This is a genomic window from Tepidicaulis sp. (genome assembly GCF_965222285.1).
Classification (GTDB): domain Bacteria; phylum Pseudomonadota; class Alphaproteobacteria; order Parvibaculales; family Parvibaculaceae; genus Tepidicaulis.
On the sequence record NZ_OZ244942.1, the window covers coordinates 1324540 to 1347446 of the forward strand.

Genomic DNA, 22907 nt, shown 5'->3' on the forward strand with positions numbered 1-22907 from the left:
ATGAACCAGCTGCCGAACATCATTACCATCGCGCGGCTCTTTTTGGTGCCGGTGATCATCTATTCGATCCTGAACGGTGAGATGATGCTCGCCTTCTGGCTGTTCGTGGCGGCGGGCCTGTCGGATGCGGTGGACGGGTTTCTTGCCCGCCAGCTTGCCGCCCGCTCCGAGCTTGGCGCTTATCTCGATCCCGTGGCGGACAAGGCGCTGCTGGTGAGCATCTACGTCTCGCTGGGCTGGGCGGGGTTCTTGCCGGACTGGCTGGTGCTTCTCGTCGTCTCCCGCGATGTGATGATCGTGGGCGGCGTGGTGCTTGGCTGGGTAATGGCCATGCCGCTTGCCATGGACCCGGCGCTGATTTCGAAAGCCAATACCGCCGCGCAGATCGCACTTGCCGCGCTCGTGCTGGCGGTGGCGGGCAGCGGACTTGAGGCGGCAGCGGCGGTCGATATGCTGGTCATCGTGACGGCGGCAACGACAGGTGTTTCCGCGCTCGGATATTTGTTGCGCTGGGGCGGGCATATGGGGCTTTGGGCGCTGCCCGGGCGGCCGGCGGCCGATACCGTTTTGAGCGAAGAGCAGGGAAAAAGGGAAAATCCATGACCGTTCAACGCCAGGCGCTTTTCTGGGGCATCGGACTTTTCGTCTTCATTCTATTGCTATGGCTGCTGCGCGGCATTCTTCTGCCTTTCGTCGCAGGGTTGGCGGTGGCTTATCTGCTCGACCCCTTTGCCGACTGGCTGGAGGAGCGCGGCTTTTCCCGGCTGCTGGCGACCAGCATCATTACGGTGATTTTCGTGCTGCTGATCGTGGCCTTTCTGGTTCTGCTCGTACCGTTGCTTTACGAACAGACGGTAGCGCTGGTCGAAAGCCTGCCCAGAATTGCCGACCGTGTGCAGGAATGGCTGGCGCATTTGAGCCAGGGCCGGGTCGGCGAAGTGCTTTTAGGCAGCACGGATATTCGCGACACGATCGATAAGGCGGGCGCGGGACTTGTTTCCTGGGCGCTGAGCGCGCTGGGCGAGGTGTGGAAACAGGGCGTGGCGATTATCAGCCTTTTCTCTCTCGTCGTCATCACGCCGATCGTCGCGTTTTACATGCTGCTCGACTGGGACAACATGGTGGCGCGGGTGGATGAGCTTTTGCCGCGTGAGCATGCCATGACCATTCGCGGCCTTTTCCGGGAAATGGATGCGGTGCTGGCCGGGTTCGTGCGCGGGCAGGGCACGGTGTGTCTGGTGCTCGGCACGTTCTATGCCATCGGCCTGTCACTGGCCGGGCTCAATCTCGGCCTCGTTGTCGGGCTTGGTGCGGGGATTATCAGCTTCATTCCCTATGTCGGCACGATCAGCGGCTTTCTGGTGGCGACGCTGCTCGCCATTTTGCAGTTCGGCCCGCAGGATTATATGTCGATCGGCGTCGTGATCGGTGTCTTCGTCATCGGGCAGTTCGTTGAGGGAAATTTCCTCACCCCCAAACTCGTGGGCAGCCGTGTCGGGCTGCATCCGGTCTGGGTGATGTTCGCCCTTTTTGCCTTCGGCGCGCTGTTTGGTTTCGTCGGCGTGTTGCTGGCCGTGCCCATTGCCGCAGCCATCGGTGTGCTTGCGCGTTTCGGTGTGCGCAGTTATGAGGCAAGCCCGCTTTACCGGGGCACCGGGCTTGGACATGAAGACCTGCAAGGCGTCCGTAAAGACAGTGATGAGTAAGCGTAGAGGGATGCGTAAGCGTAAAGGAGAGATGGGTGAAAGCTGAGCAGCTTCCCCTGGAACTGGAACACAGGCCCGCGCGCGGCCGGGAGGACTTTCTTGTCGCCCCGGCGAACGAACATGCCGTGGCATTGATCGACCGCTGGCCGGACTGGCCCGACGCGGTGCTGGCGCTGGCCGGTGCGCCCGGCACCGGCAAGACGCATCTTGCCGAGGTGTGGCGCACGCGCTCGGGCGCGCGGCGCATCGAGGCGGCAAAGCTCACCAAGAAAGAAGTGCCGGAGCTTGCCGAAGCAGGCGCGGTGATTGTCGAAGACGGCGAGACGCTCTCAGGCGAAGGGCTGCCCGCGCTGTTTCATCTCATCAATCTGGTGCGGGAGACGAAGGGGTTTCTTTTGCTCACGGGCAAGGAGCCGCCCGCGCGCTGGCCGGTCAGCCTGCCCGATCTGTCCTCGCGGCTGAAAGCGGTGCCTTGCGCGGAGATCGGCGCGCCGGACGATGCGCTTTTATCGGCGCTGATGATCAAGCTCTTCGACGACCGCCAACTTGCCGTGCCGGCGCCCGTCATTTCCTATCTCGTGCCGCGCATGGAGCGCTCTTTTGCGGCGCTGAGCGCGCTGGTGGAGGCGCTGGACCGGGCCTCCCTTGCCGGGAAACGGCCCATAAGTGTGCCGCTGGCCGCTGAAATCCTTAAAAACCGGGAAGAAAGCGCCCTTTAGGCCGTAAAGGACGCCTTAAAACCTGCCGTGCTTGTCATGACTCGGTTACGTTTTTGACGTAATTTCAAGGACATCTGGAATTTAACGGAACGCGCGGGAAGCCCGCGCGCCCGGGGAAATGATTATGAGCGCATCTTCAGGATCGAGCGAAGCCATTCAGCAGGTGCCTGCCGTGGTGGCCGCAGACGGGCCGCTGGAAATGAAACATGCGGCGGTGGATAGCGCGAGTTTCGAGCATATCGACCCGGCCTCGGCTGCGCGCTTCATGAACCGCGAGCTTTCCTGGCTCGAATTCAACAAGCGCGTTCTGGAAGAATGCGGCAATCTCAATCACCCGCTTTTGGAGCGGCTGCGCTTTCTTTCCATCTCCTCGAACAATCTCGATGAATTTTACATGGTGCGCGTGGCGGGCCTGCGCGGGCAAGTGAATGCGGGCGTCGAAACGCTGAGCCAGGACGGGCTTACCGCCGCCCAGCAGCTTGAGCGGGTGAATGCCGCCGCCAATGAGCTGATGGCGGAACAGCAGCGCCAATGGGACTCGCTGCGCCAGGAGATGCGGGAAAACGGCATTGCCGTGCTCGACCCGGAAGAAGTGACGGCGGAAGAATATGACTGGCTGGAAACGCGTTTTCTGGAACAGGTCTTTCCGGTTCTGACGCCGCTTGCCATCGACCCGGCGCACCCTTTTCCCTTCATTACCAATTTGGGTTTCACGCTCGCGCTGCAATTGAGAAGCCGCAGGCTCGGCACCTCGATGGAAGCGCTTTTGCCGATCCCCGCGCAGATCGAACGCTTCGTGCGTCTGCCCGACCAGACGGGCGGCGCGTCTGGCATTCGTTTTCTCAGCCTTGAAAACTGGATCGGGCTTTTCCTCGACCGGCTTTTTCCCGGTTATGAAGTGATGGGCCAGGGCGCTTTCCGCATCATCCGCGACAGCGATATCGAAATCGAGGAAGAGGCCGAAGACCTGGTGCGTTATTATGAAAGCGCGCTGAAGCGCCGCCGCCGGGGCACGGTGATCCGCTTGAAGATGCAGGCGAGCATGCCGCCTTCCTTGCGCGAGTTCGTTGCCTCCGAGCTGCATGTTTCGACGCAGGAAGTCGTGCTGGTGGACGGGCTGCTCGGCCTTGCCCAGACCAATGGCCTCATCGTCGATGACCGGCCGGATTTGAAATTCACGCCCTATAATGCGCGCTTCCCCGAGCGGGTGCGCGATTATGGCGGGGATTGTTTCGCCGCGATCCGCGCCAAAGACATTGTCGTGCATCACCCTTACGAAAGCTTCGATGTGGTGGTGCAGTTCATCCGCCAGGCCGCCAACGATCCGGATGTCGTGGCGATCAAACAAACGCTTTACCGGACCTCGAAAGACTCGCCCATCGTGCAGGCGCTGATCGAGGCGGCAGAGGCGGGCAAGTCCGTCACCGCGCTTGTGGAGCTGAAAGCGCGTTTCGACGAGGCCGCCAACATCGTCTGGGCGCGGAACCTGGAACGGGCGGGCGTGCAGGTCGTGTTCGGCTTCATCGAGCTGAAGACCCATGCGAAGCTTTCCATGGTGGTGCGCCGGGAAGGCGGGGCGCTGCGCTCTTATGTGCACCTTGGCACCGGTAACTATCACCCGATCACCGCGAAGATTTACACCGACCTTTCCATGTTCACGACGGACCCGGCGATCGGGCGCGACGTTGCGCGGATCTTCAACTATCTGACGGGCTATGCCGAACCGGAAGAGCTGGAACAGATCGCTATGTCGCCGGTGGGTTTGCGCGCGCGGCTTCTGGAAGATATTCGCGGTGAGATCGCCCATGCCAAGGCGGGCCGGCCCGCACAGGTCTGGGCGAAGATGAATTCGCTCGTCGATCCCATCGTCATCGACGCGCTTTACGAGGCAAGCCAGGCAGGCGTGCATATCGATCTCATCATGCGCGGCATTTGCTGCCTGCGTCCCGGTGTGCCGGGGCTTTCGGAGAACATCCGCGTAAAGAGCATTGTCGGGCGCTTTCTGGAACATTCGCGCATCGTCTGCTTCGGCAACGGTCACGGGCTGCCGTCCGATGACGCGAAGGTTTATTTCTCCTCCGCCGACTGGATGCCGCGCAATCTCGACCGGCGGGTCGAGGTGCTGGTGCCGGTGCGCAACTCCACCGTCCATGCGCAGATTATGGATCAGATCATGGTTGCCAATTTGAAGGACAACCAGCAGAGCTGGCGGATGCTGCCCGATGGCAGCTATCAGCGTATCAAACCGGCGCCGGGTGAGGAGCCTTTCAACGCCCACCATTTCTTCATGGACAATCCGAGCCTCTCCGGGCGCGGCAGCTCACTTGAACGGGACGAGCCTCCGGCTGTAGAACTGAAGTCCCGAAAATAAACGCAAGTCCAGTCCGTGACCTCAAACTCCCCCGGTAAGGGCCCCGCGCATACCTCGCGCAAGGGGCCATATGGCATCATCGATATCGGCTCGAACTCGGTTCGGCTGGTCGTATATGCCGGCGCAACCCGCAGTCCCGTGCCGATTTTTAACGAAAAGGTCATGGCGGGCCTTGGCCGCTCTGTGGCGCGCACGGGCAAGCTGGATGAGCAGGGTGTTGAACGGGCGATCAAGGCGGTGCGCCGGTTTGCGGCGCTGAAACGGGAAATCGGCATCAAGAAGCTGGATGTGGTGGCGACTGCCGCTGTGCGCGACGCGGCGGACGGGCCGGATTTTCTGAAGAAAATCGCGGCTTTTTTCGATCAGGAGGTGCGGCTTCTTTCAGGTGAGGAAGAAGCGCGGCTGGCCGCGTCGGGCATTCTCTCGGCCATCCCGGACGCCGACGGGGTGGTAGGCGACCTTGGCGGGGGGAGCCTCGAGCTTGTGGCGGTATCCTCCGGCACGCTGGCGCCCGGCATTACCATGCCGCTCGGGCCTTTGCGCCTTGAAGCGGCAAGCGAGGGCAATCTCGCGCGGGCCGGTGAGATTGTCGATGCCGAGCTGAAAAAGGTCGAGTGGCTGTCTTCCATGAAGGGCCGCCCGCTTTATGCGGTGGGCGGGGTCTGGCGCAACCTTGCGCGCATACACATGGCCCAGTTCAATTATCCGGTGCGCGTCCTCCATCATTATGTGATCCCGCAGCGCGATGCGGCGCAGCTTGCCGGGCTTCTGGAGAAAATGGGCCCGAAGAGTCTGGCGCGCATTCCCGATATTTCCTCCCGCCGTATTCCCGCGCTGCCCTATGGCGCGCTGGTGCTGGAGCGGCTTTTGGCGGCGACGGGGGCAAGCCATGTCGTTATCTCCTCCTTCGGTCTGCGCGAAGGGGTGGTCTATGACGGGCTGGAGGCGGAGGAAAAGCGCAAGGACCCGCTGATCGAGGGGTGCAAGGACCTGGCCGGGCGCCTTGCCCGTTTTCCCGAGCATGGCCAGGAACTGGCGAGCTGGACCGAGGCGCTCTTTTCAGATGGCGGGTTTGGCGAGAGCGCGGCGCAGAAACGGCTGCGTCATGCCGCTTGCATTCTTGCCGACATAGGCTGGTATGTGCATCCCGATTACCGCTCGCAGCACGCCATGCAGCAGATCTTGCTCGCCCCTGTCGTCGGCATCGACCATCCGGGGCGTATGTTCCTCGCGCGGGTGGGCTTTCACCGCCATGAAGGCAATGCGGAAGCCGAAGTGCTGGGGGACCTGACGAGCCGCTTGAGCAAGGAAGAGGCTTACCGTGCGCGCATTCTGGGCCTTGCGCTCCGCCTTGCCTTTTCGCTCTGCGCGGCCCGGCTGGGGGTTTTGCCGCTGACCCGGCTGCGGATGGACGAGAAATGCGTGCGGCTCGAACTGCCCAAAAAGATCGAGAGCTTTATGGGCGAGACGGTGCAAAAACGCCTGAACGCCCTTGCCAAGGCGGCAGGGCGTACGGCCGAAGTGGTGATCGGGTAAGCCGCCGCGCCAGTCCGCTGCGTCAGTCCGCCGCTGCTGCGGTGCTTTCCTCGCGCAAGGGAGCGGCGACGAGCTTCTTGCCTTTGACGGAAAGGCCGAGCTTGCCATGTTTGAGGGCAAGCGCGTCGGCGCCGAAAATCTCCCGCCGCCAGCCGGTGAGCGAGGGCACCTTGGCTTTGTCGCTCGCCGCGATTTCCTCAAGCTCGGAGACCGTTGCGATGAGCTTCGAGGCCACATCGTGCTCTTCCGCCTTCAGCTTCAGGAGCACTTTCAACAGCTCGACGATGGGGCCGATGCCGGGCGGCATGACGTGGTTATTGCCGGGCTCGGGAATGTCGTCCTCAGGTGTTGCCATGCCTTTTTTGATCGCCTCCATGAGGCCGGCGGCGCTGCGCGAGCCGCTGAAGCCCTTGGGCACAGCGCGCAAACGGTCGAGGTCTTTCAGCGCCTTGGGCTGCTGGGTCGCGAGCTCGAACAGCGCATCGTCCTTCATCACCCGGTTGCGCGGCAGGTCGCGGCTTTGCGCCTCGCGCTCGCGCCAGGCGGCAAGTTCCATCAGAACCCCGAGCTGGCGCTTGTTCTTCACCCGTGCTTTCAGCCGCTTCCAGGCATCTTCGGGCTTGAGGTCATAGGTCGCCGGGCTCTGCAGGATGGCCATTTCCTCGGCCACCCAGCGCACGCGGCCCTGATCGGAAAGCTGCTTGGCGAAAGCCTCGTAAACGGGCCTGAGATGGGTGACGTCGGCCAGCGCGTAAGCCAGCTGTTTTTCGGTCAGCGGGCGGTGGCTCCAATCGGTGAAACGGGAGGTCTTGTCCACTTTTTCGCGGGCGATCTTGCGCACCAGCGTCTCGTACCCCACGGATTCGCCGAAGCCGCAGGCCATGGCCGCGATCTGCGTGTCGAAAAGCGGGTCCGGGATCACCCCGCCCATATGGTAGAAAATCTCGATATCCTGCCGGGCGGCATGGAACACCTTGATGACCTTGGGATGCGCCATCAGCTTGTAGAAGGGCGCAAGGTCGATGCCCTCGGCCAGGGGGTCGATCAGGAAGCCTTCTTCCGTATTCGCCACCTGAATGAGGCAGAGCTTGGGCCAATAGGTCTTGTCCCGCAAAAACTCGGTATCGACCGTGATGTAGGGGGCCGTTTCGAGCTTTTTGCAGAGAGTTTCGAGGTCTTTTGTGGTCGTGATCATATCCATGGCGCCGATCCTATACCCCAATCCTTAGCCCTTGTCGCCTCCCGCTCCAAGGCGCGGGGCAAAAGCCCGGAAAAGTGCTGGGAAAGTATGGGGAAAGTACGGGGAAAGCTTGACAAATCGCCCCTTTCCATGCGCTTTTCGGCCCCCAAAGGGCCATGCGGCGCGCCTCCGCGCCGGGCTCATTTCTAAGATTCGCCCCCGGAATTTCGCATTCCGGCAAAGGGCAGGGACGTCAGGATCGGCAGATGCATTCATATCGCTCTCACACATGCGGCGAGTTGACCAAGGCTCAAGTGGGCGAAACCGTTCGCCTTTCCGGCTGGGTACACCGCAAGCGCGACCATGGCGGCCTGCTTTTCATCGACCTGCGCGACCATTACGGCATCACGCAGCTCGTTTTCGATCCCGATTTTGCCGAGCCTTTCGCCGCTGCCGAGCGCGTGCGCGCGGAATCGGTGATCAGGGTCGAAGGCCCGGTGATCGCCCGCAGCGCGGAGACGGTGAACGAAAATCTCGTGACGGGGGCCATCGAAGTGCAGGTAAAGAGCATGGAAGTGCTCTCGCCGGCCGAAGAACTGCCGCTGCCGGTTTTCGGCGAGCCGGACTACCCGGAAGACACACGCCTGCGCTACCGCTTCCTCGACCTGCGCCGCGAAACGCTGCATGAGAACATCGTGCTGCGCTCGAAAGTGATTTCCTCGATCCGCCGGCGCATGACCGATGAAGGCTTCATGGAATTCCAGACGCCGATCCTCACGGCGTCTTCGCCGGAAGGCGCGCGTGACTTCCTCGTGCCCTCGCGTCTGCATCCGGGCCAGTTCTACGCGCTGCCCCAGGCGCCGCAGCAATTCAAACAGCTTATCATGGTGGCGGGTTTCGACCGCTATTTCCAGATCGCGCCGTGTTTCCGAGATGAAGACGCCCGCGCCGACCGCTCGCCGGGCGAGTTCTATCAGCTCGATATGGAAATGAGCTTTGTCGAGCAGGATGATGTCTTTGCCGCGATCGAGCCCGTGCTGCATGGTCTTTTTGAGGAATTCGGCAACGGCCAGGCGGTGACGCCTTATCCTTTCCCGCGCATTCCCTATGCCGAAGCCATGCGCAAATATGGCTCGGACAAGCCGGACCTGCGCATCCCCATTGAGATGGAAGAAGTCACGCCGCATTTCGCGGGCAGTGGCTTCAAAGTTTTTGCGAACCTTATCGCCAATGATCCGAAGGTCGAGGTTTGGGCGATCCCGGCGCCGGGCGGCGGCAGCCGCGCGTTCTGCGACCGTATGAATGCCTGGGCGCAGGGCGAGGGCCAGCCGGGCCTTGGTTACATCTTCTTCCGCGAGGAAGGCGGCGAGATTCAGGGCGCCGGGCCGGTGGCAAAAAATATCGGGCCCGAGCGCACCGAGGCGATCCGCACCCAGCTTGGCCTGAAAGACGGCGATGCAGTGTTCTTCGTTTGTGGTCAGCCGAAGCATTTCGTCTCTTTCGCGGGGCAAGCCCGCGTCAAGATCGGCACCGACCTTGAAAGCCTGCCGAAGAAAGAAGGTTTTAATTTCTGCTGGGTCGTCGACTTCCCCATGTATGAATGGGACGAGGAAGAAAAGAAGATCGACTTTTCGCACAACCCCTTCTCCATGCCGAATTATCCGCATGAAGACTTCGTCAAGCTGGACCGGGAGAAAGATGCCGACACCATTCTCGGCATGACCGCTTTCCAGTACGACATCGTCTGCAACGGCATCGAGCTGTCCTCGGGCGCGGTGCGGAACCATCGCCCCGAAGTCATGTACAAAGCCTTCGAGCTTGCCGGCTACGGCAAGGACGTGGTGGAGAGCAAGTTCGGCGGCATGCTGAGTGCGTTCAAATACGGCGCGCCGCCGCATGGCGGTCTTGCCCCCGGCATCGACCGCATGGTGATGCTGCTGGCCGGTGTGGACAATCTGCGCGAAGTGACGCTCTTCCCGATGAACCAGCAGGCACAGGACCTGATGATGCAGGCACCGTCCGATGTTTCGAACGCGCAGCTGCGTGAGTTGAACATCCGCGTGGTGCAGCCGGAGAAGAAATAAGGGCGGCTCGTCTTTCTCTGGTCAATGCGCCGGCGGCCAGTAGGCATCACCATTCGTGCCAAAGGCAATATGGACCCCTGCATAAAGCCGGGGTGACAGCCTGAGCAAGCTGGTAGGCACATTCCTTTCGCGAAGTTCTGGCCTTTCGCGAAATTCTGGCCTCTCGTAAAATTCCGCGTGTCACCCCGGGCTTGCCCCGGGGGCCAGGCAGCCTGGCCGCTTGCCGCTGCCCAGCCGTTTGACACCCCGTAAAGCCCTCTCTACTAAAGCAGAAAAGATAATTCGCTTGGGGAGGCCCGGTTCATGAAAAGCGTGCTCATCGCAAATCGCGGGGAAATTGCCATTCGCATCGCGCGGGCGGCGGCGGATCTGGGGCTGCGCACGGTTGCCGTCTATGCCGAGGACGATGCGCGCGCGCTGCATGTACGGGTTTGCGATGAAGCGGCGGCCTTGAGCGGGGAAGGGGCAGGCGCCTATCTCGACATTGCGCAGATCGTGGCCGAAGCGAAGAAAATGGGCTGTGATGCCATCCATCCCGGCTACGGCTTCTTGAGTGAAAATGCCGCCTTTGCTGAGGCCTGCGCAAAGGAAGGCATTACTTTTGTCGGCCCCTCGCCCGAAGCGCTCTCGCTTTTCGGTGATAAGGCGGCGGCACGGGCGCTTGCGGAAAAAGAAGGTGTGCCGCTTTTCCCCGGCACGAAAGGCGCGGCGAGCCTTGAGGAAGCGCGGGCCTTTCTGGAAGCGCAAGGCGAAGGCGGCGCGATCATGCTTAAAGCGCTGGCCGGCGGCGGCGGGCGCGGCATGCGCGCGGTGACGGATGCGGGCGAGCTTGCCGAAGCCTATGAACGCTGCCGCTCGGAAGCCAAAGCCGCTTTCGGCAATGACGCGGTCTATGCGGAGAAGCTCATCCGCAAGGCGCGGCATATCGAAATTCAAATTGTCGGGGACGGTGCAACCGTCATCGATCTGGGCGAGCGCGAATGCACCTTGCAGCGGCGCAATCAGAAACTCGTCGAGATCGCGCCGAGCCCTTCGCTGGAGCCGGCCCTGCGCGAGGCGCTTTGCGCGGCGGCCCGCAAACTTGCCGGTGCCGCAAGGTATAAGGGGCTCGGCACATTCGAGTTTCTGATCGATGCGGAGGCCAAAGATCCGCTGAAAAGCTTCGCCTTCATGGAAGCCAATCCGCGCCTCCAGGTCGAACACACGGTGACGGAAGAAGTGACCGGCATCGATCTTGTGAAAACGCAGCTGCGTATTGCAGCCGGTGCCTCGCTTGACGAGGTGGGGCTGAGCGCCCCGCCTGCGCCGCGCGGCTATGCCGTGCAGCTGCGCGTCAATATGGAAAAAATGACGGAGACGGGCGAGGCGATGCCCGCAGGCGGCACGCTCAGCGCCTTTGCGCCGCCGTCCGGCCCCGGCATCCGCGTCGACACGTTCGGCTATGCGGGCTACCGCACGAGCCCTCATTACGACAGCCTGCTTGCCAAGCTCATCGCTTATTCGCCCGCGCCTGATTATGGCGAAGCGCTGGGCCGGGCCTACCGCGCGCTTGGTGAGTTTCAGATCGAAGGGGTGGTGACGAACAAGGCGTTTTTGCAGAACCTGCTCGCCCGCGCCGAGGTCAAAGCGAACGATGTCTATACCGGTTTCATTGCCGATCATGCCGCCGAGCTTGTGAGAGAGGCCGAACACCGCGCGCTTTATTTTACGGCGAATGAAAATGGCGCCGCTGCCCATGCGGTTCATGCGGTGGAGGGGCCGGCGGGAACAGAGCCCGTTTCCTCCACCATGCAGGGCAAGGTGATCAGCATCGATGTGGCCGAAGGCGAGCATATCGCCAAAGGCCAGCAGATCGCCGTCCTGGAAGCGATGAAGATGGAGCACACGATCAAAGCGCCGATCAGCGGGACGGTGCGCAAGATCGCGGCGGTGCCGAATGCCACGGTAATGGACGGCGAGGCGATCCTTTTTATCGAGGAATCGGACGGCGCGGATGCGGCGGAAATTGCGGAAGAAGAAGTCGATCTCGATTATATCCGCCCCGACCTTGCCCATGTGATCGAGCGCCACGCACTGGGGCTCGATGAGAACCGGCCCGACGCCGTTGCCCGCCGCCGGAAACGCAATCAGCGCACGGTGCGGGAGAATATCGATCATCTGTGCGATGAGGGCAGCTTCATCGAATATGGCGCGCTGGCGCTTGCCGCGCAGCGCCGCCGCCGTTCCATGGAAGATCTTTTGAAGATGAGCCCGGCGGACGGCCTCGTCTCCGGCATCGGCACGGTGAACGGCGATCTTTTCGGTGAGGAAAAAGCCCGCGCCATGGTGATGGGTTATGACTTTACCGTCTTCGCCGGCACGCAAGGGGCGATGAACCATAAGAAGATGGACCGCATGCTCTTTCTGGCCGAAGAGCAGAAACTGCCTGTCGTGCTTCTGGCCGAAGGCGGGGGCGGGCGCCCCGGCGATACGGATGTGGCAGGCGTTGCCGGCCTCGATACGCCGTCTTTCCTGACTTTCGCGAAACTGAGCGGTAAGGTGCCGCTGGTTGGCATGACCTCCGGACGCTGCTTTGCGGGCAACGCCGCGCTGCTCGGCTGCTGCGATGTGATTATCGCAACCGCCGATTCCAATATCGGCATGGGCGGCCCGGCCATGATCGAAGGGGGCGGGCTGGGCGCCTACGCGCCCGAAGATGTCGGCCCTTACGACGTGCAGCGCAAGAACGGCGTTATCGATGTCGCCGTGCAAGATGAGGCTGAAGCCATTGAGGCCAGCAAGAAATACCTTTCTTACTTCCAGGGGTCTACCAGTGACTGGGATGCGGAAGATCAGCGCAAGCTGCGCCACGTCATTCCCGAAAACCGGCTGCGCGCTTACGATGTGAACAACGTCATTGCCGGGCTTGTGGACAAAGGCTCCGTGCTGGAGCTGCGCAAGGATTTCGGCATCGGCATCAAGACGGCGCTTGTGCGGGTCGAAGGCCGACCCATGGGGCTGATGGCTAACAATCCTTTTCATCTCGGCGGGGCGATTGACGCGGATGCGGGGGACAAAGCCGCGCGCTTCATGCAGCTCTGCGATGCTTTCGGTCTGCCCATTCTCTCGCTCTGCGACACGCCGGGCTTCATGGTGGGGCCGGAAATCGAAAAGACCGCGCAGGTGCGCCATGTCAGCCGCATGTTCGTGACGGCGGCGAATGTGCGCGTGCCTGTTTTCGCCGTCGTGCTGCGCAAGGGCTACGGCCTCGGCGCGCAGGCGATGACGGGCGGCAGTTTCCATGCGCCTTTCTTCAACATCTCCTGGCCGACCGGCGAGTTCGGCGGCATGGGGCTGGAAGGGGCTGTGCGGCTCGGTTACCGGCGCGAGATGGAAGCCATCGAGGACCCGGACGAGCGCGAGGCGTTCTTCCAGAAAATGGTCGCCAAATATTATGAGAACGGCAAGGCGACCAATATGGCCTCGTTCCTGGAAATCGATGCGGTGATCGACCCGGCCGAAACGCGCCACTGGATCGCGCGCGGGCTGAAATCGCTGCCACCCATCGAACCCGGCCTGAAAGGCCGCGCCTTTATCGATACCTGGTAAGCCTATTTCGCTTTCTTGCGGGGGCGCCTCAGCGGCAGCTCGATGCGCTCGGCATGGGCGGCGTAAGCACGCGCGAGCGGCACGGCGGAAAGCCCGTGCGCGTAAATACTGAGAAGCACGGTCAGGGAGACGAGGCCTGCCAGATCGGTGAAAGCCGCGCCCGGCCCCAGCGTTTCGAACGCAAGAAGCAGATAGAGAATGGAGGCGATGCCGCGCGGGCCGAACCAGGCGAGAATGCCTTTCGAGCGCCAGCCGAGCCCCGTGCCCGTTAGCGAGACGACGATGGGCACGATACGGATGATCGTGAGGCTCGCCAGCGCGTAAAGCGCCATGGTGCCGCTCCAGGCTTCTGCGCCCAAAGGCACGATGAGAAGGCCGAAAAGAAAGAACATGATGAGGGTGAGAAGTTCGGCCTCGGTCTGTGAAAACTCTTTCAGATATTTCTGCGCGCTGACGCAGACGGTGAGCGGGATCATCAGCCCCGCCACATAAGCGGCGATAAAGCCGTTGGCGTGGACGAGTTCGGCGCCCGCATAGGCAAGAACGGCAAGGGCGGGAGCGACAAGGCGCTGATAGAGCGGCTGCATCCAGCCGCGCCGCGCCGCATAATCGATGAGCTTGCCGCCGCCAAAGCCGAGAACGATGCCGCAAAGGGGCCCGAGCACAAGATGCCGGGCGAGGGTCAGCGCGCCTTCGTCATAGGCAAGGCCCATGCTGCCCCCGGCAAAGGCGAGCAGAATGAGAATGGGCGGCAGAGCGAAACCGTCATTAAGCCCGCTTTCCGCGTTCAGAGTTTCGCGCAAGGGCTCGGGCACGTCCTGATCCTCCAGGATGAAGCGGCCGAGCGCGGCATCGGTGGGCGAGAGAATGAGCCCTGCCAGAATGACGAGCCAGAGCGGCCAGCCCGGAAAGAGCACATAGGCAAGGGCGGCGCCCGCGAGAATCACCAGAGGCAGGCCGATGAAAAGCATGCGCGCCGGCCAGCTTTCTTCCTGAAGCAGATGTTTCGGTTTGAGATGGGCCGAATCAGTAAACAGAACGATGGCCAGCGTCAACTCACCCAGAAGCCGGATATGGGAAATATCCGAGGCCTTGGGACCGCCATTTTGCAGCGCAAAGCCCGCCGCCGCCCCGATGGCGACAAAGAGCATCGGCCCCGTCAGATAGCCGGCGACCTGCCGCCTTGAGATCGTGCCGTAAAAAAGCAGCACGGCGGCCCCCAGAAAAAGCGCGGCAAACTCTGACATTTCGTGTCCTTTTTCGGCGCCGTTATCCCGGCGGTGTCTCCCCGGCTTTCCCGAGCCGGCGTGCCGGCGAAACGGGTTAAGCGAGCCTCTTAAGAGCTTAACGCGCCCTCACGCATTTTTGTGCGGGCTTGATTGGAAAAGCCTTTGCGCAGCGGTCATCTTCAGCCCACGCAAAACAGCGTAAGCGACCAGCAAGCGGAAGGACATTCCATGGCACATCAGTATCCGGCAAAGAGTTTCGGGTTCAAAGACCTGGTGCACGGCTTTGCCGTGAGTTTCGGCCTGCTCGGTGCGCTGATCATTGCCGTGGCCGGGACGACCCCCGCGGCTATGGCAGCCAGCAAGGGCGAGATCTATACCGAGGACGGCGTGGCGATCAACGGCACGGACCCGGTTGCCTATTTCACGCAGAGCAAACCCGTGCAGGGCTCTGCCGATTATACGCATGAGTGGAAGGGCGCGACCTGGCGTTTCGCCAGCGCGGAGAACCGCGACCTCTTCGCCGCAAACCCTGAAAAATATGCCCCGCAATATGGCGGCTGGTGCGCTTATGGCGTGGCCAAGGGCGCGAAAGCGACGACGGAGCCCGAACTGTGGACCATCGTCGACGGCAAGCTTTACCTGAATTACAGCCCGAAAGTTCAGAGCACCTGGGAAGAGGATATTCCCGGTTACATCGAACAGGCGGACGAAAATTGGGTGGCACTTCAGTAAATCTCATCCCCAGACCTGAAGCCGCTCAATTGAAAGGCCCGGAGAGTGTTGCTCCGGGCCTTTCTTTATGGCGGGCAGAGGAGGGAAGCTCGAACCCGCTTAAGGCGCAGACATTTATTAGCGCTGGGCCGCTTCCAGGGAACTGTCTTCCAGCTTTAGCGGCACCTTGAGATAGCGCACGCCGTTTTCCTCGGCTGGCGGCAAATGCCCGGCCCGGATATTGACCTGGATCGAGGGGAGGAGCAGGAGCGGCGCATCGAGCCCGGCATCGCGCTTCTGGCGCATGGCGACATAGTCGGCCTCGCTCACTCCTTCATGGACATGCACATTGCGGGTGCGCTCTTCTTCCACGCTCGTTTCCCAAGCATAAGTATCGCGTCCCGGCGCCTTGTAATCATGGCACATGAAGAGCCGCGTCGTGCCGGGCAGGGCGAGCAGTTTCTGGATGGAGCGGTAAAGCGTTGCCGCATCCCCGCCCGGAAAGTCCGCCCGTGCGGTGCCGTAGTCCGGCATGAAAAGCGTGTCGCCCACAAAGACATTGTCGCCGATCTTGTAAGAGACGCAGGCGGGCGTATGGCCGGGCGTGGCGATAACCTCGCCCGTGAGGGTACCGATCTTGAACGTCTCGCCTTCTTCAAAGAGGTGATCGAACTCCGTGCCTTCGCCCGAAACGTCCTTGGCGTTGAAAACGGGCCGGAAGATTTTCTGCACTTCGCGGATGCGCGCGCCGATGCCGACGGGCGCGCCGGTCTTCGCCTTGATATAGGGCGCGGCGGTCAGATGGTCTGCATGAGCATGGGTTTCCAGCACCCAGGTGATGGTGAGGTCTTTTTCCGCAGCCGCTTTCAGAAGCGCGTCGGCGGAGCGGGTCGAGGCCTTACCCGAGCGGTGATTGTAATCCAGCACCGGGTCGATAATGGCCGCCTCGCGCGTCGCCGGGTCCCACACAAGGTAGCTCACCGTGTTGGTGGGTTCGTCGAAAAAGGCCTCGATTTCGGGTTGCGCCGTTTGCTGCGTGGTCATGGGACGCCTCCTTTGCTGTTCGTCTTGACATATATATTAGATAACACTAAATTAGCAATACCTAAAATAAAGGACAGAAAATGGCGGAAACCCTGGCCACCGATATGCCGGACGATCTGGAAGAACTGGCCGCGCGGGCAGGCGAGGCAGCGGCGATGATGAAGCTGCTCTCGAATGAAAACCGGCTGCTGATCCTTTGCCAGCTCGTGGCGCGCGGGGAAATGAGCGTCGGCGCGCTTGCCGAAGCGGTGGGGCTCGGCCAGTCCGCGCTCTCCCAGCATCTGGCGAAGCTGCGGGCGGACGGGCTGGTGGCGACACGGCGTGCGGCGCAGGTGATCCATTACCGCATTGCCGACCCGAATGCCGCAAAGCTGCTTTCCGTCCTGAAAGAAATTTATTGCCCCTGAACGTTATGCCCGGCCTCAAAGGCGCCGGGCTTTGATGGAGAAGACCATGACCGCACTCAAAACCATTACGCCGCAAGAGGCGGCGAAACTCGTAAAAGAAGGCGCGAGCCTCATCGATATTCGCGGCGCAGACGAACATGCCCGCGAGCGTATTCAGGGCGCGGAAAACTGGCCGCTTGACCAGCTCGCCCCGAAAAGCCTGACGAACCCGAAAGGCATGATCGTCTATCACTGCAAGACGGGCATGCGCACGGGCGCGAATGCGCAAACGCTGGCGGAAGCTGCCTCCTGCGAAGCCTTCATCGTGGAAGGCGGGCTCGATGCCTGGAAGAAATCGGGCTTGCCGGTGCTCGCCGATACGAGCCAGCCGATGGAAGTGAACCGCCAGGTGCAGATCACGGCAGGTGCGCTGGTGCTGAGCGGGATCGTGCTCGGCGCAGCCGTCTCCCCGGCCTTTTACCTGCTCTCCGCATTTGTGGGCGCGGGGCTGATGATGGCCGGGATCACCGGATGGTGCGGCATGGCGCGGCTGCTCGCCGTCATGCCCTGGAACCGGCGTGCCGCGTAACAGGTAGCCGTTTCGAATAGGAGCGCACGGCCATGGATCCTCAAATTCTTCTCGCTCTCGCCTCCGGTGCTCTGGTCGGGCTGACGCTCGGCCTCGTGGGCGGCGGCGGCTCCATCCTCGCCGTGCCGCTCCTTGTTTATGTGGTGGGGGTAAGCTCACCCCATGCGGCAATCGGGACGAGCGCGGTGGCCGTGGCGGCAAGCGCGCTTTTCTCGCTCGCCGGTCATGCGCGGGCCGCCAACGTCAAATGGCCCTGCGCGCTCACGTTCGCGCTTTCCGGCATTATCGGCGCAGCGCTTGGCGCGCGGGCGGGCCAGGCCGTGGACGGGCAAAAGCTGCTCGCACTTTTCGGCCTTCTCATGCTCGTTGTGGGCGCGATGATGCTGCGCCGCCGGGATGCCCTGGGCAATCCGGATGTCCGGCTGACCTTCGAAAGCGCTCCCCGCCTTGCTCCGAAGCTCGTGCTTGCCGGGCTTGGGGTCGGCGCGCTTTCCGGTTTCTTCGGTATAGGCGGCGGCTTTCTGATCGTGCCGGGGCTGATCGGTGCAACCGCCATGCCGATGCTGAACGCGGTGGGCTCGTCCCTCGTCTCCGTTGCCGCTTTCGGCGCCACCACGGCGACGTCCTATAGCCTGGCCGGACTGGTCGACTGGCCGGTGGCGGGGCTCTTCGTGGCGGGCGGCGCGGCAGGCGGTGCGTTGGGTGTTCTTCTCGCCCGCCGCCTTGCCGGAAAAAAGGCGCTGCTTACCACGCTCTTTGCCCTTCTGGTCATTGCAACCGGGCTGTACTTGCTCTGGCAAGGGGCGGAAGCGCTCCTCGCCTGATCCCGGCTCGTTTACTGAACTTCAGGCGCGTCCAGTTTCGGCGGCGTCACTTCCTCGAATTGCGGAATAGGCATGGCATCGAGCGGCACAATAAGCCCGTTCGAGGCTTCCTGGCTCGGGCCTGCCACATTGCCGCCGAAGCGCCCGCCATAGCGCAGCGGGTCTTTCGTGCCGTCGATCATGACCTTGCCTCGCTGGAAGGTCGTCATGCTCGTTACCTGTCCCGTCAGCGTTTCAGGCCGCACGCGCCCGGGCACGATCTGATAGAGGAGAAGCGCGGAGACGTTTTCCTTCGTGGAGGGGTTGAGCGGGGGCAGCATGTCTTCATAGCCGCCCGGAATGCTCTCGAAGGCCGCATTCACCGGCGCAAAGACGGTGCGTGGGCGCTCGTCCTGATAGCGCCATTCAAGGTCCGCCCCTTCGATGATCTGCACCAGGATGGAAAATTGAGGGTCGGCCTTCAGGGTCTCGTAAATATCCGCTGCTTTCGCCTGGCCGGGCAGGGCGGCGAGGGTGAGAAAGGCAAAGGCGGTCAAAAAAGTCGTCAAGCGGGCCATGATAAAGAGGTCTCTCTTTTGCGGGTTACGCTTCATCCAGCCTTGCGCTTCATTTTGTCGGAATTGCGACGGGGAAGGGGAGCGAAGGTTTTCCGCCCCTCGCTCCAATTCTCAAGCATACGGGTAAGCCGCAAGGCTGCTTGGACCCCGGCTCGGAGGCCGGGGTGACACTTTGCATTTGGGAGATGCAGTGCCTTCATATCTAGGCACACTTGTCACCCCGGCTTGACCCGGGGTCCACATAACGGTCCAGCTTGCTCATTGTTCCAATGGACCCTCGGGGCAAGCCCGAGGGTGATAGACCGGTCAATTTTAAGAGCAGCCGCTCGTCGAGCCGCAGGTGTCGCATTTCAGGCAGGTGCCGTTGCGCACCATGGTGAAGTTGCCGCATTCCCCGCAGGGCTCGCCTTCATAGCCCTTGAGGCGGGCCTGGGCGACGGCGGTCATGCCGGCGGAAAAAGAGGCGCTGCGCCCGCCGCCGGATGCCGCCCCCGATACCATCCGGGCGACTTCCACCGTATCGACTGTGGTGCTCATGACTTCCGGCCCGCGCATCTCGGCGGAAAGGGCTTCTGCCGACATGGCTTCTGCCGCCGCCTGCGCATCGCGCATGGCGGCGCTGGCGGTTGCCGAAGCTTCCGCGCTTACCGCGCCGCCGCCGCGCACCACGTAGAAGTTCTGGAGCTGCGGGTTGCGGGTGAAGCCGGGGCTGGCAATGGCCGAGGCCGGCAGCTTGCCTTCTCCCTCACCGCCGCCCAGCGCGTCGGGCGCGATCTGGGAGGGATCGACATGGGCAAGGTCGTTGCGTCCGAGATAAGAGATCGCCAGTTCCCGGAAGACATAATCGAGAATGGAGGTCGCGTTCTTGATCGAGTCGTTGCCTTGCACAAGGCCGGCCGGCTCGAAACGGGTGAAGGTGAACGCCTCCACATATTCTTCCAGCGGCACCCCATATTGCAGGCCGAGGGAGATGGCGATGGCGAAATTGTTCATCAGGCTGCGGAAGGCGGCGCCTTCCTTGTGCATGTCGATGAAGATTTCCCCGATCCGCCCGTCGTCATATTCGCCGGTGCGCAGATAGACCTTGTGGCCGCCCACCACGGCTTTCTGGGTATAGCCCTTGCGCCGGTGCGGCAGCTTGGAGCGCTCGCCGCTTTGATATTCGACGACGCGCTCGACCACTTTCTCCGTGATCTTCTCGGCAACCGCCGCCACGCGCTCGCTTTGCGGCTGAGCGTAAAGAGCCTCGGCGGGCGAGGTGGCAAGCGCGTCCTCGTCTTCCAGGTCTTCATCTTCCACAAGCTGCGCATTGAGCGGCTGGGACAGTTTCGAGCCGTCGCGGTAAAGCGCATTGGCTTTCAGCGCGAGTTTCCAGGAAAGCATATAGGCTTCCTTGCAATCCTCGACGCTTGCGGAATTGGGCATATTGATGGTCTTGGAGATTGCCCCGGAAATGAAGGGCTGCGCCGCCGCCATCATGTGAATATGCGAGCTTGCGGACAGATACCGCTTGCCGATGCGCCCGCACGGGTTGGCGCAGTCGAAGACCGGCAGATGCTCGTCTTTGAGGCCCGGCGCGCCTTCCACGGTCATGGCGCCGCAGACGTAAAGATTGGCTGCTTCGATTTCCCCGCGGGTAAAGCCGAGGGCGCGGAGCATATCGAAATCGAGATCGTCGAGTTCGTCTTCTGAAAGGCCGAGCTCGTCTGTGCAGAACTCACGGCCGAGCGTCCACTGGTTAAAGACGAAGCGGATGTCGAAAGCGGTGGCGAGATTTTCCTCGATCACTTCGATCTTTTCATCCGTAAAGCCTTTGGCTTTCAGCGCCTTGTGGCTGATATGGGGGGCGCCTTTCAGCGTGCCATGGCCGACCGCGTAATCGCCGATGGCTTTTACGGTCTCCGCGTCATAGCCCAGCGTCTTCAGCGCGAGGGGCACCATGCGGTTGATGATCTTGAAATGGCCGCCGCCGGCGAGCTTCTTATATTTCACCAGCGCGAAATCGGGTTCGATGCCGGTCGTGTCGCAATCCATGATGAGGCCGATCGTGCCGGTGGGCGCGATGACGGTGGCCTGCGCATTGCGGTAGCCGTAAGCCTCGCCCATGGAAACGGCAAGGTCCCAGGCGGCCTTGGCATGTTCGACGAGATCGGCCTGCGGGCAATGGGCATGGTCGAGCGGCACGGGCGCCATGTTCAGCGCCTCGTATCCTTCTTTGTTGCCATAGGCCGCGTTGCGGTGGTTGCGCATAACGCGCAGCATATGCGGCTCATTGTCCTTATAGCCGGGGAAGGCGCCGAGCTCGCGCGCCATCTGCGCGGAGGTCGCATAGGAAACACCCGTCATGACGGCGGAAATCGCGCCGCAAAGCGCGCGGCCTTCCTCGCTGTCATAAGGCAGGCCGCTTGCCATGAGAAGCCCGCCGATATTGGCAAAGCCGAGACCGAGCGTGCGGTAGCGGAAAGAGCGCTCGGCGATTTCCTTCGAGGGGAACTGCGCCATGAGCACGGAAATTTCCAGCGTCACCGTCCACAGCTTCACGGCGTGCTCGAAGGCTTCCACATCGAAGCGGCCATTCGCCATACGGAACTGCATAAGGTTGAGCGAGGCAAGGTTGCAGGCCGTATTGTCGAGGAACATATATTCCGAGCACGGATTGGAACCCCGGATTTCCCCGCTTGCCGGGCAGGTGTGCCAATCGTTGATCGTGGTGTGGAACTGAAGGCCGGGATCGGCGGAGGACCAGGCGGCTTCCCCGATCTGATCCCAAAGCTCGGCGGCATCCACGGTCTTTTGCACCGACCCGTCGAGACGGCGGATGAGGTTCCACTCGCTGTCGTCTTCAACGGCGCGCAGGAAATCATCCGTGACGCGCACGGTATTGTTCGAGTTCTGCCCGGAGACGGTCAGATAGGCTTCCGAGTCCCAGTCCGTGTCATAGGTCTTGAACTCGATTTCCGTAAAGCCCTGCTTGGCGAACTGAATGACGCGCTGGATATAGTTTTCCGGCACCTCGGCCTTGCGCGCGGCAATCACCTCGCGTTTCAGCGCCGGGTTCTTTTTCACATCGAAACAGTCGTCGCCGTCGCCTTCGCAATTATGCGCGGCTTTCATGATGGCGGTGAGATGGCGCGCATTGACCTTGGAGCCGGTGACGAGCGCCGCCACTTTCTGCTCTTCTACGGCCTTCCAGGAAATGAACTCCTCGATATCCGGATGGTCGATATCGACGATCACCATCTTGGCCGCGCGGCGCGTGGTGCCGCCGGACTTGATGGCCCCGGCCGCCCGGTCGCCGATCTTCAGGAAGCTCATGAGGCCCGAAGATTTACCCCCGCCCGAGAGCGCCTCGTTGGCGCCGCGCAGGGAGGAGAAATTCGTGCCCGTGCCCGAGCCGTATTTGAAGAGCCGGGCTTCGCGCACCCACAGGTCCATGATGCCGTTTTCATTAACCAGATCGTCATTCACGCTCTGGATGAAGCAGGCATGGGGCTGGGGATGCTCATAGGCGCTTTTGGAGGACAGAAGCTCGCCGGTGCGGAAGTCGACGAAATAATGTCCCTGGGCCGGGCCGTCGATGCCGTAAGCCCAGTGCAGGCCCGTGTTGAACCATTGCGGGGAATTGGGCGCCGCCATCTGCGTCGCCAGCATGTAGCGCATTTCATCGAAATAGGCGCGGGCGTCCTCTTCGGTGTCGAAATAGCCGCCCTGCCAGCCCCAATAGGTCCAGGTGCCGGCCAGCCGGTCGAAAACCTGCCGCGCATCCGTTTCCGCCCCGTAGCGCTCGCTTTCGGGCAGCGCTTCAAGGGCGGCGGTGTCGGCCTCATGGCGCCAGAGCCAGCCCGGCACCGTTTCTTCCTTCACCGGGCGCAGTTCGGCGGGCACGCCCGCCTTGCGGAAATATTTCTGCGCCAGAATGTCCACGGCCACCTGGCTCCAGGCGGCAGGCACACTGATCTCTTTTTGAGCGAAGACCACGGAGCCGTCCGGATTGCGGATCTCGCTCGAGGAGTTGCGGAACTCGATGCCTTCATATGGAGATTTGGTTTCGTCGGTGAAGCAACGCTGGATACGCATATCTTCTGGCCCCGTTCGTTGTGTTGCGGGCCGCCGCGCCCGCCATTCCCCCAAGTTTCGATCCGGCCTTAACCTTTTACCGGTGCCCGCGAGCCCCTTCTGGGGCGCAAAAGAACCCGTTACCCGACGCCCCGTTTTCCGCCCCTTTGAGAAAGGGCTGAGCGCGGGAGCAGTTTCCGGGTCCAAGAGGCATGTTGTCGTGAGCACCAGATGGTGTGGATCGTCCCCTGACCGACACAAACTGTCGTATCGGGAACGGGGGTCCGTCAAGCATGCTCGGGAATGCGAGCAATGGCGCGGCATCCG

Annotated in this window: 16 protein-coding genes and 1 pseudogene; 12 read left to right on the plus strand and 5 right to left on the minus strand. The window is 62.0% G+C overall.

Annotated elements, in window-relative coordinates; genetic code table 11:
* The 5 genes from ACOQOT_RS06255 to ACOQOT_RS06275 all read left to right on the plus strand — a co-directional run bounded on the left by ACOQOT_RS06255 (nt 1) and on the right by ACOQOT_RS06275 (nt 6332).
* Nucleotides 1-603 (plus strand): CDP-alcohol phosphatidyltransferase family protein, encoded by a 603-nt coding sequence (locus tag ACOQOT_RS06255; RefSeq protein WP_420561488.1) that lies wholly within the window; start codon nt 1-3, stop codon nt 601-603.
* Nucleotides 600-1706, plus strand: a complete 1107-nt coding sequence (locus tag ACOQOT_RS06260; RefSeq protein ID WP_420561489.1) for an AI-2E family transporter — start codon at nt 600-602, stop codon at nt 1704-1706. The genes ACOQOT_RS06255 and ACOQOT_RS06260 overlap by 4 nt, the downstream gene beginning before the upstream one ends.
* A 35-nt stretch (nt 1707-1741) precedes the next feature.
* Nucleotides 1742-2425 (plus strand): HdaA/DnaA family protein, encoded by a 684-nt coding sequence (locus ACOQOT_RS06265; protein ID WP_420561490.1) that lies wholly within the window; start codon nt 1742-1744, stop codon nt 2423-2425.
* 199 nt (nt 2426-2624) lie between these two features.
* On the plus strand, nt 2625-4796 hold the full coding sequence (locus tag ACOQOT_RS06270; protein ID WP_420561916.1) for an RNA degradosome polyphosphate kinase: 2172 nt from the start codon (nt 2625-2627) through the stop codon (nt 4794-4796).
* A gap of 15 nt (nt 4797-4811) precedes the next feature.
* Nucleotides 4812-6332, plus strand: coding sequence for an exopolyphosphatase (locus ACOQOT_RS06275; protein ID WP_420561491.1), 1521 nt, complete (start codon nt 4812-4814; stop codon nt 6330-6332).
* A gap of 22 nt (nt 6333-6354) precedes the next feature.
* Here the strand turns inward: ACOQOT_RS06275 and rnd are convergent, their stop codons facing one another.
* Nucleotides 6355-7533, minus strand: a complete 1179-nt coding sequence (rnd, locus tag ACOQOT_RS06280; RefSeq protein WP_420561492.1) for a ribonuclease D — start codon at nt 7531-7533, stop codon at nt 6355-6357.
* Nucleotides 7534-7778: 245 nt separating this feature from the next.
* Between rnd and aspS the strand changes: the two genes are divergently transcribed.
* Together aspS and ACOQOT_RS06290 are read left to right on the plus strand one after the other, a co-directional pair.
* Nucleotides 7779-9596 (plus strand): aspartate--tRNA ligase, encoded by a 1818-nt coding sequence (gene aspS, locus ACOQOT_RS06285; RefSeq protein ID WP_420561493.1) that lies wholly within the window; start codon nt 7779-7781, stop codon nt 9594-9596.
* A 303-nt stretch (nt 9597-9899) separates the two neighbouring features.
* Nucleotides 9900-13184, plus strand: a complete 3285-nt coding sequence (locus ACOQOT_RS06290; RefSeq protein ID WP_420561494.1) for a carboxyl transferase domain-containing protein — start codon at nt 9900-9902, stop codon at nt 13182-13184.
* A gap of 2 nt (nt 13185-13186) precedes the next feature.
* Here the strand turns inward: ACOQOT_RS06290 and ACOQOT_RS06295 are convergent, their stop codons facing one another.
* Entirely contained in the window at nt 13187-14431 is a 1245-nt protein-coding gene (locus tag ACOQOT_RS06295) for a cation:proton antiporter (protein WP_420561495.1), read from the minus strand.
* A 330-nt stretch (nt 14432-14761) separates the two neighbouring features.
* Between ACOQOT_RS06295 and ACOQOT_RS06300 the strand changes: the two genes are divergently transcribed.
* Nucleotides 14762-15145, plus strand: a complete 384-nt coding sequence (locus ACOQOT_RS06300; RefSeq protein WP_420561917.1) for a YHS domain-containing (seleno)protein — start codon at nt 14762-14764, stop codon at nt 15143-15145.
* Nucleotides 15146-15262: 117 nt separating this feature from the next.
* On the opposite strand, the gene ACOQOT_RS06305 is transcribed toward ACOQOT_RS06300, so the two are convergent.
* On the minus strand, nt 15263-16168 hold the full coding sequence (locus ACOQOT_RS06305; RefSeq protein ID WP_420561496.1) for an MBL fold metallo-hydrolase: 906 nt from the start codon (nt 16166-16168) through the stop codon (nt 15263-15265).
* Between the two features lie 80 nt (nt 16169-16248).
* Between ACOQOT_RS06305 and ACOQOT_RS06310 the strand changes: the two genes are divergently transcribed.
* The 4 genes and pseudogenes from ACOQOT_RS06310 (at nt 16249) to ACOQOT_RS06325 (ending at nt 17967) form a co-directional block, all read left to right on the plus strand.
* Complete coding sequence (locus tag ACOQOT_RS06310) at nt 16249-16575, plus strand: ArsR/SmtB family transcription factor (protein ID WP_420561497.1); 327 nt, start codon at nt 16249-16251, stop codon at nt 16573-16575.
* Between the two features lie 46 nt (nt 16576-16621).
* Nucleotides 16622-16849, plus strand: a pseudogene (locus ACOQOT_RS06315) (rhodanese-like domain-containing protein); the annotation flags it as partial.
* Nucleotides 16850-16945: 96 nt separating this feature from the next.
* Entirely contained in the window at nt 16946-17143 is a 198-nt protein-coding gene (locus tag ACOQOT_RS06320) for a YgaP family membrane protein (RefSeq protein WP_420561918.1), read from the plus strand.
* 32 nt (nt 17144-17175) lie between these two features.
* Nucleotides 17176-17967 carry a sulfite exporter TauE/SafE family protein gene (locus tag ACOQOT_RS06325; protein WP_420561498.1) on the plus strand — a complete coding sequence of 264 codons (792 nt, stop codon included), beginning with the start codon at nt 17176-17178 and terminating at the stop codon, nt 17965-17967.
* A gap of 11 nt (nt 17968-17978) precedes the next feature.
* On the opposite strand, the gene ACOQOT_RS06330 is transcribed toward ACOQOT_RS06325, so the two are convergent.
* The gene (locus ACOQOT_RS06330) at nt 17979-18524 is read right to left on the minus strand and encodes a fasciclin domain-containing protein (protein ID WP_420561499.1); all 546 of its coding nucleotides are present in this window, start codon (nt 18522-18524) and stop codon (nt 17979-17981) included.
* A gap of 312 nt (nt 18525-18836) precedes the next feature.
* Nucleotides 18837-22601: a vitamin B12-dependent ribonucleotide reductase gene (locus ACOQOT_RS06335; RefSeq protein ID WP_420561500.1), complete on the minus strand. Its 3765-nt coding sequence runs from the start codon at nt 22599-22601 to the stop codon at nt 18837-18839.
* Between the last annotated feature and the right edge of the window lie 306 nt (nt 22602-22907).

Coding starts and splice junctions, on each gene's coding strand:
- ACOQOT_RS06255 (WP_420561488.1), top strand. CDS start 1: ATGAACCAGCTGCCGAACATCATTACCATCGCGCGGCTCTTTTTGGTG.
- ACOQOT_RS06260 (WP_420561489.1), top strand. CDS start 600: ATGACCGTTCAACGCCAGGCGCTTTTCTGGGGCATCGGACTTTTCGTC.
- ACOQOT_RS06270 (WP_420561916.1), top strand. CDS start 2,625: ATGAAACATGCGGCGGTGGATAGCGCGAGTTTCGAGCATATCGACCCG.
- rnd (WP_420561492.1), bottom strand. CDS start 7,533: ATGGATATGATCACGACCACAAAAGACCTCGAAACTCTCTGCAAAAAG.
- aspS (WP_420561493.1), top strand. CDS start 7,779: ATGCATTCATATCGCTCTCACACATGCGGCGAGTTGACCAAGGCTCAA.
- ACOQOT_RS06290 (WP_420561494.1), top strand. CDS start 9,900: ATGAAAAGCGTGCTCATCGCAAATCGCGGGGAAATTGCCATTCGCATC.
- ACOQOT_RS06295 (WP_420561495.1), bottom strand. CDS start 14,431: ATGTCAGAGTTTGCCGCGCTTTTTCTGGGGGCCGCCGTGCTGCTTTTT.
- ACOQOT_RS06300 (WP_420561917.1), top strand. CDS start 14,762: ATGGCAGCCAGCAAGGGCGAGATCTATACCGAGGACGGCGTGGCGATC.
- ACOQOT_RS06305 (WP_420561496.1), bottom strand. CDS start 16,168: ATGACCACGCAGCAAACGGCGCAACCCGAAATCGAGGCCTTTTTCGAC.
- ACOQOT_RS06310 (WP_420561497.1), top strand. CDS start 16,249: ATGGCGGAAACCCTGGCCACCGATATGCCGGACGATCTGGAAGAACTG.
- ACOQOT_RS06320 (WP_420561918.1), top strand. CDS start 16,946: ATGGAAGTGAACCGCCAGGTGCAGATCACGGCAGGTGCGCTGGTGCTG.
- ACOQOT_RS06325 (WP_420561498.1), top strand. CDS start 17,176: ATGGATCCTCAAATTCTTCTCGCTCTCGCCTCCGGTGCTCTGGTCGGG.
- ACOQOT_RS06330 (WP_420561499.1), bottom strand. CDS start 18,524: ATGGCCCGCTTGACGACTTTTTTGACCGCCTTTGCCTTTCTCACCCTC.
- ACOQOT_RS06335 (WP_420561500.1), bottom strand. CDS start 22,601: ATGCGTATCCAGCGTTGCTTCACCGACGAAACCAAATCTCCATATGAA.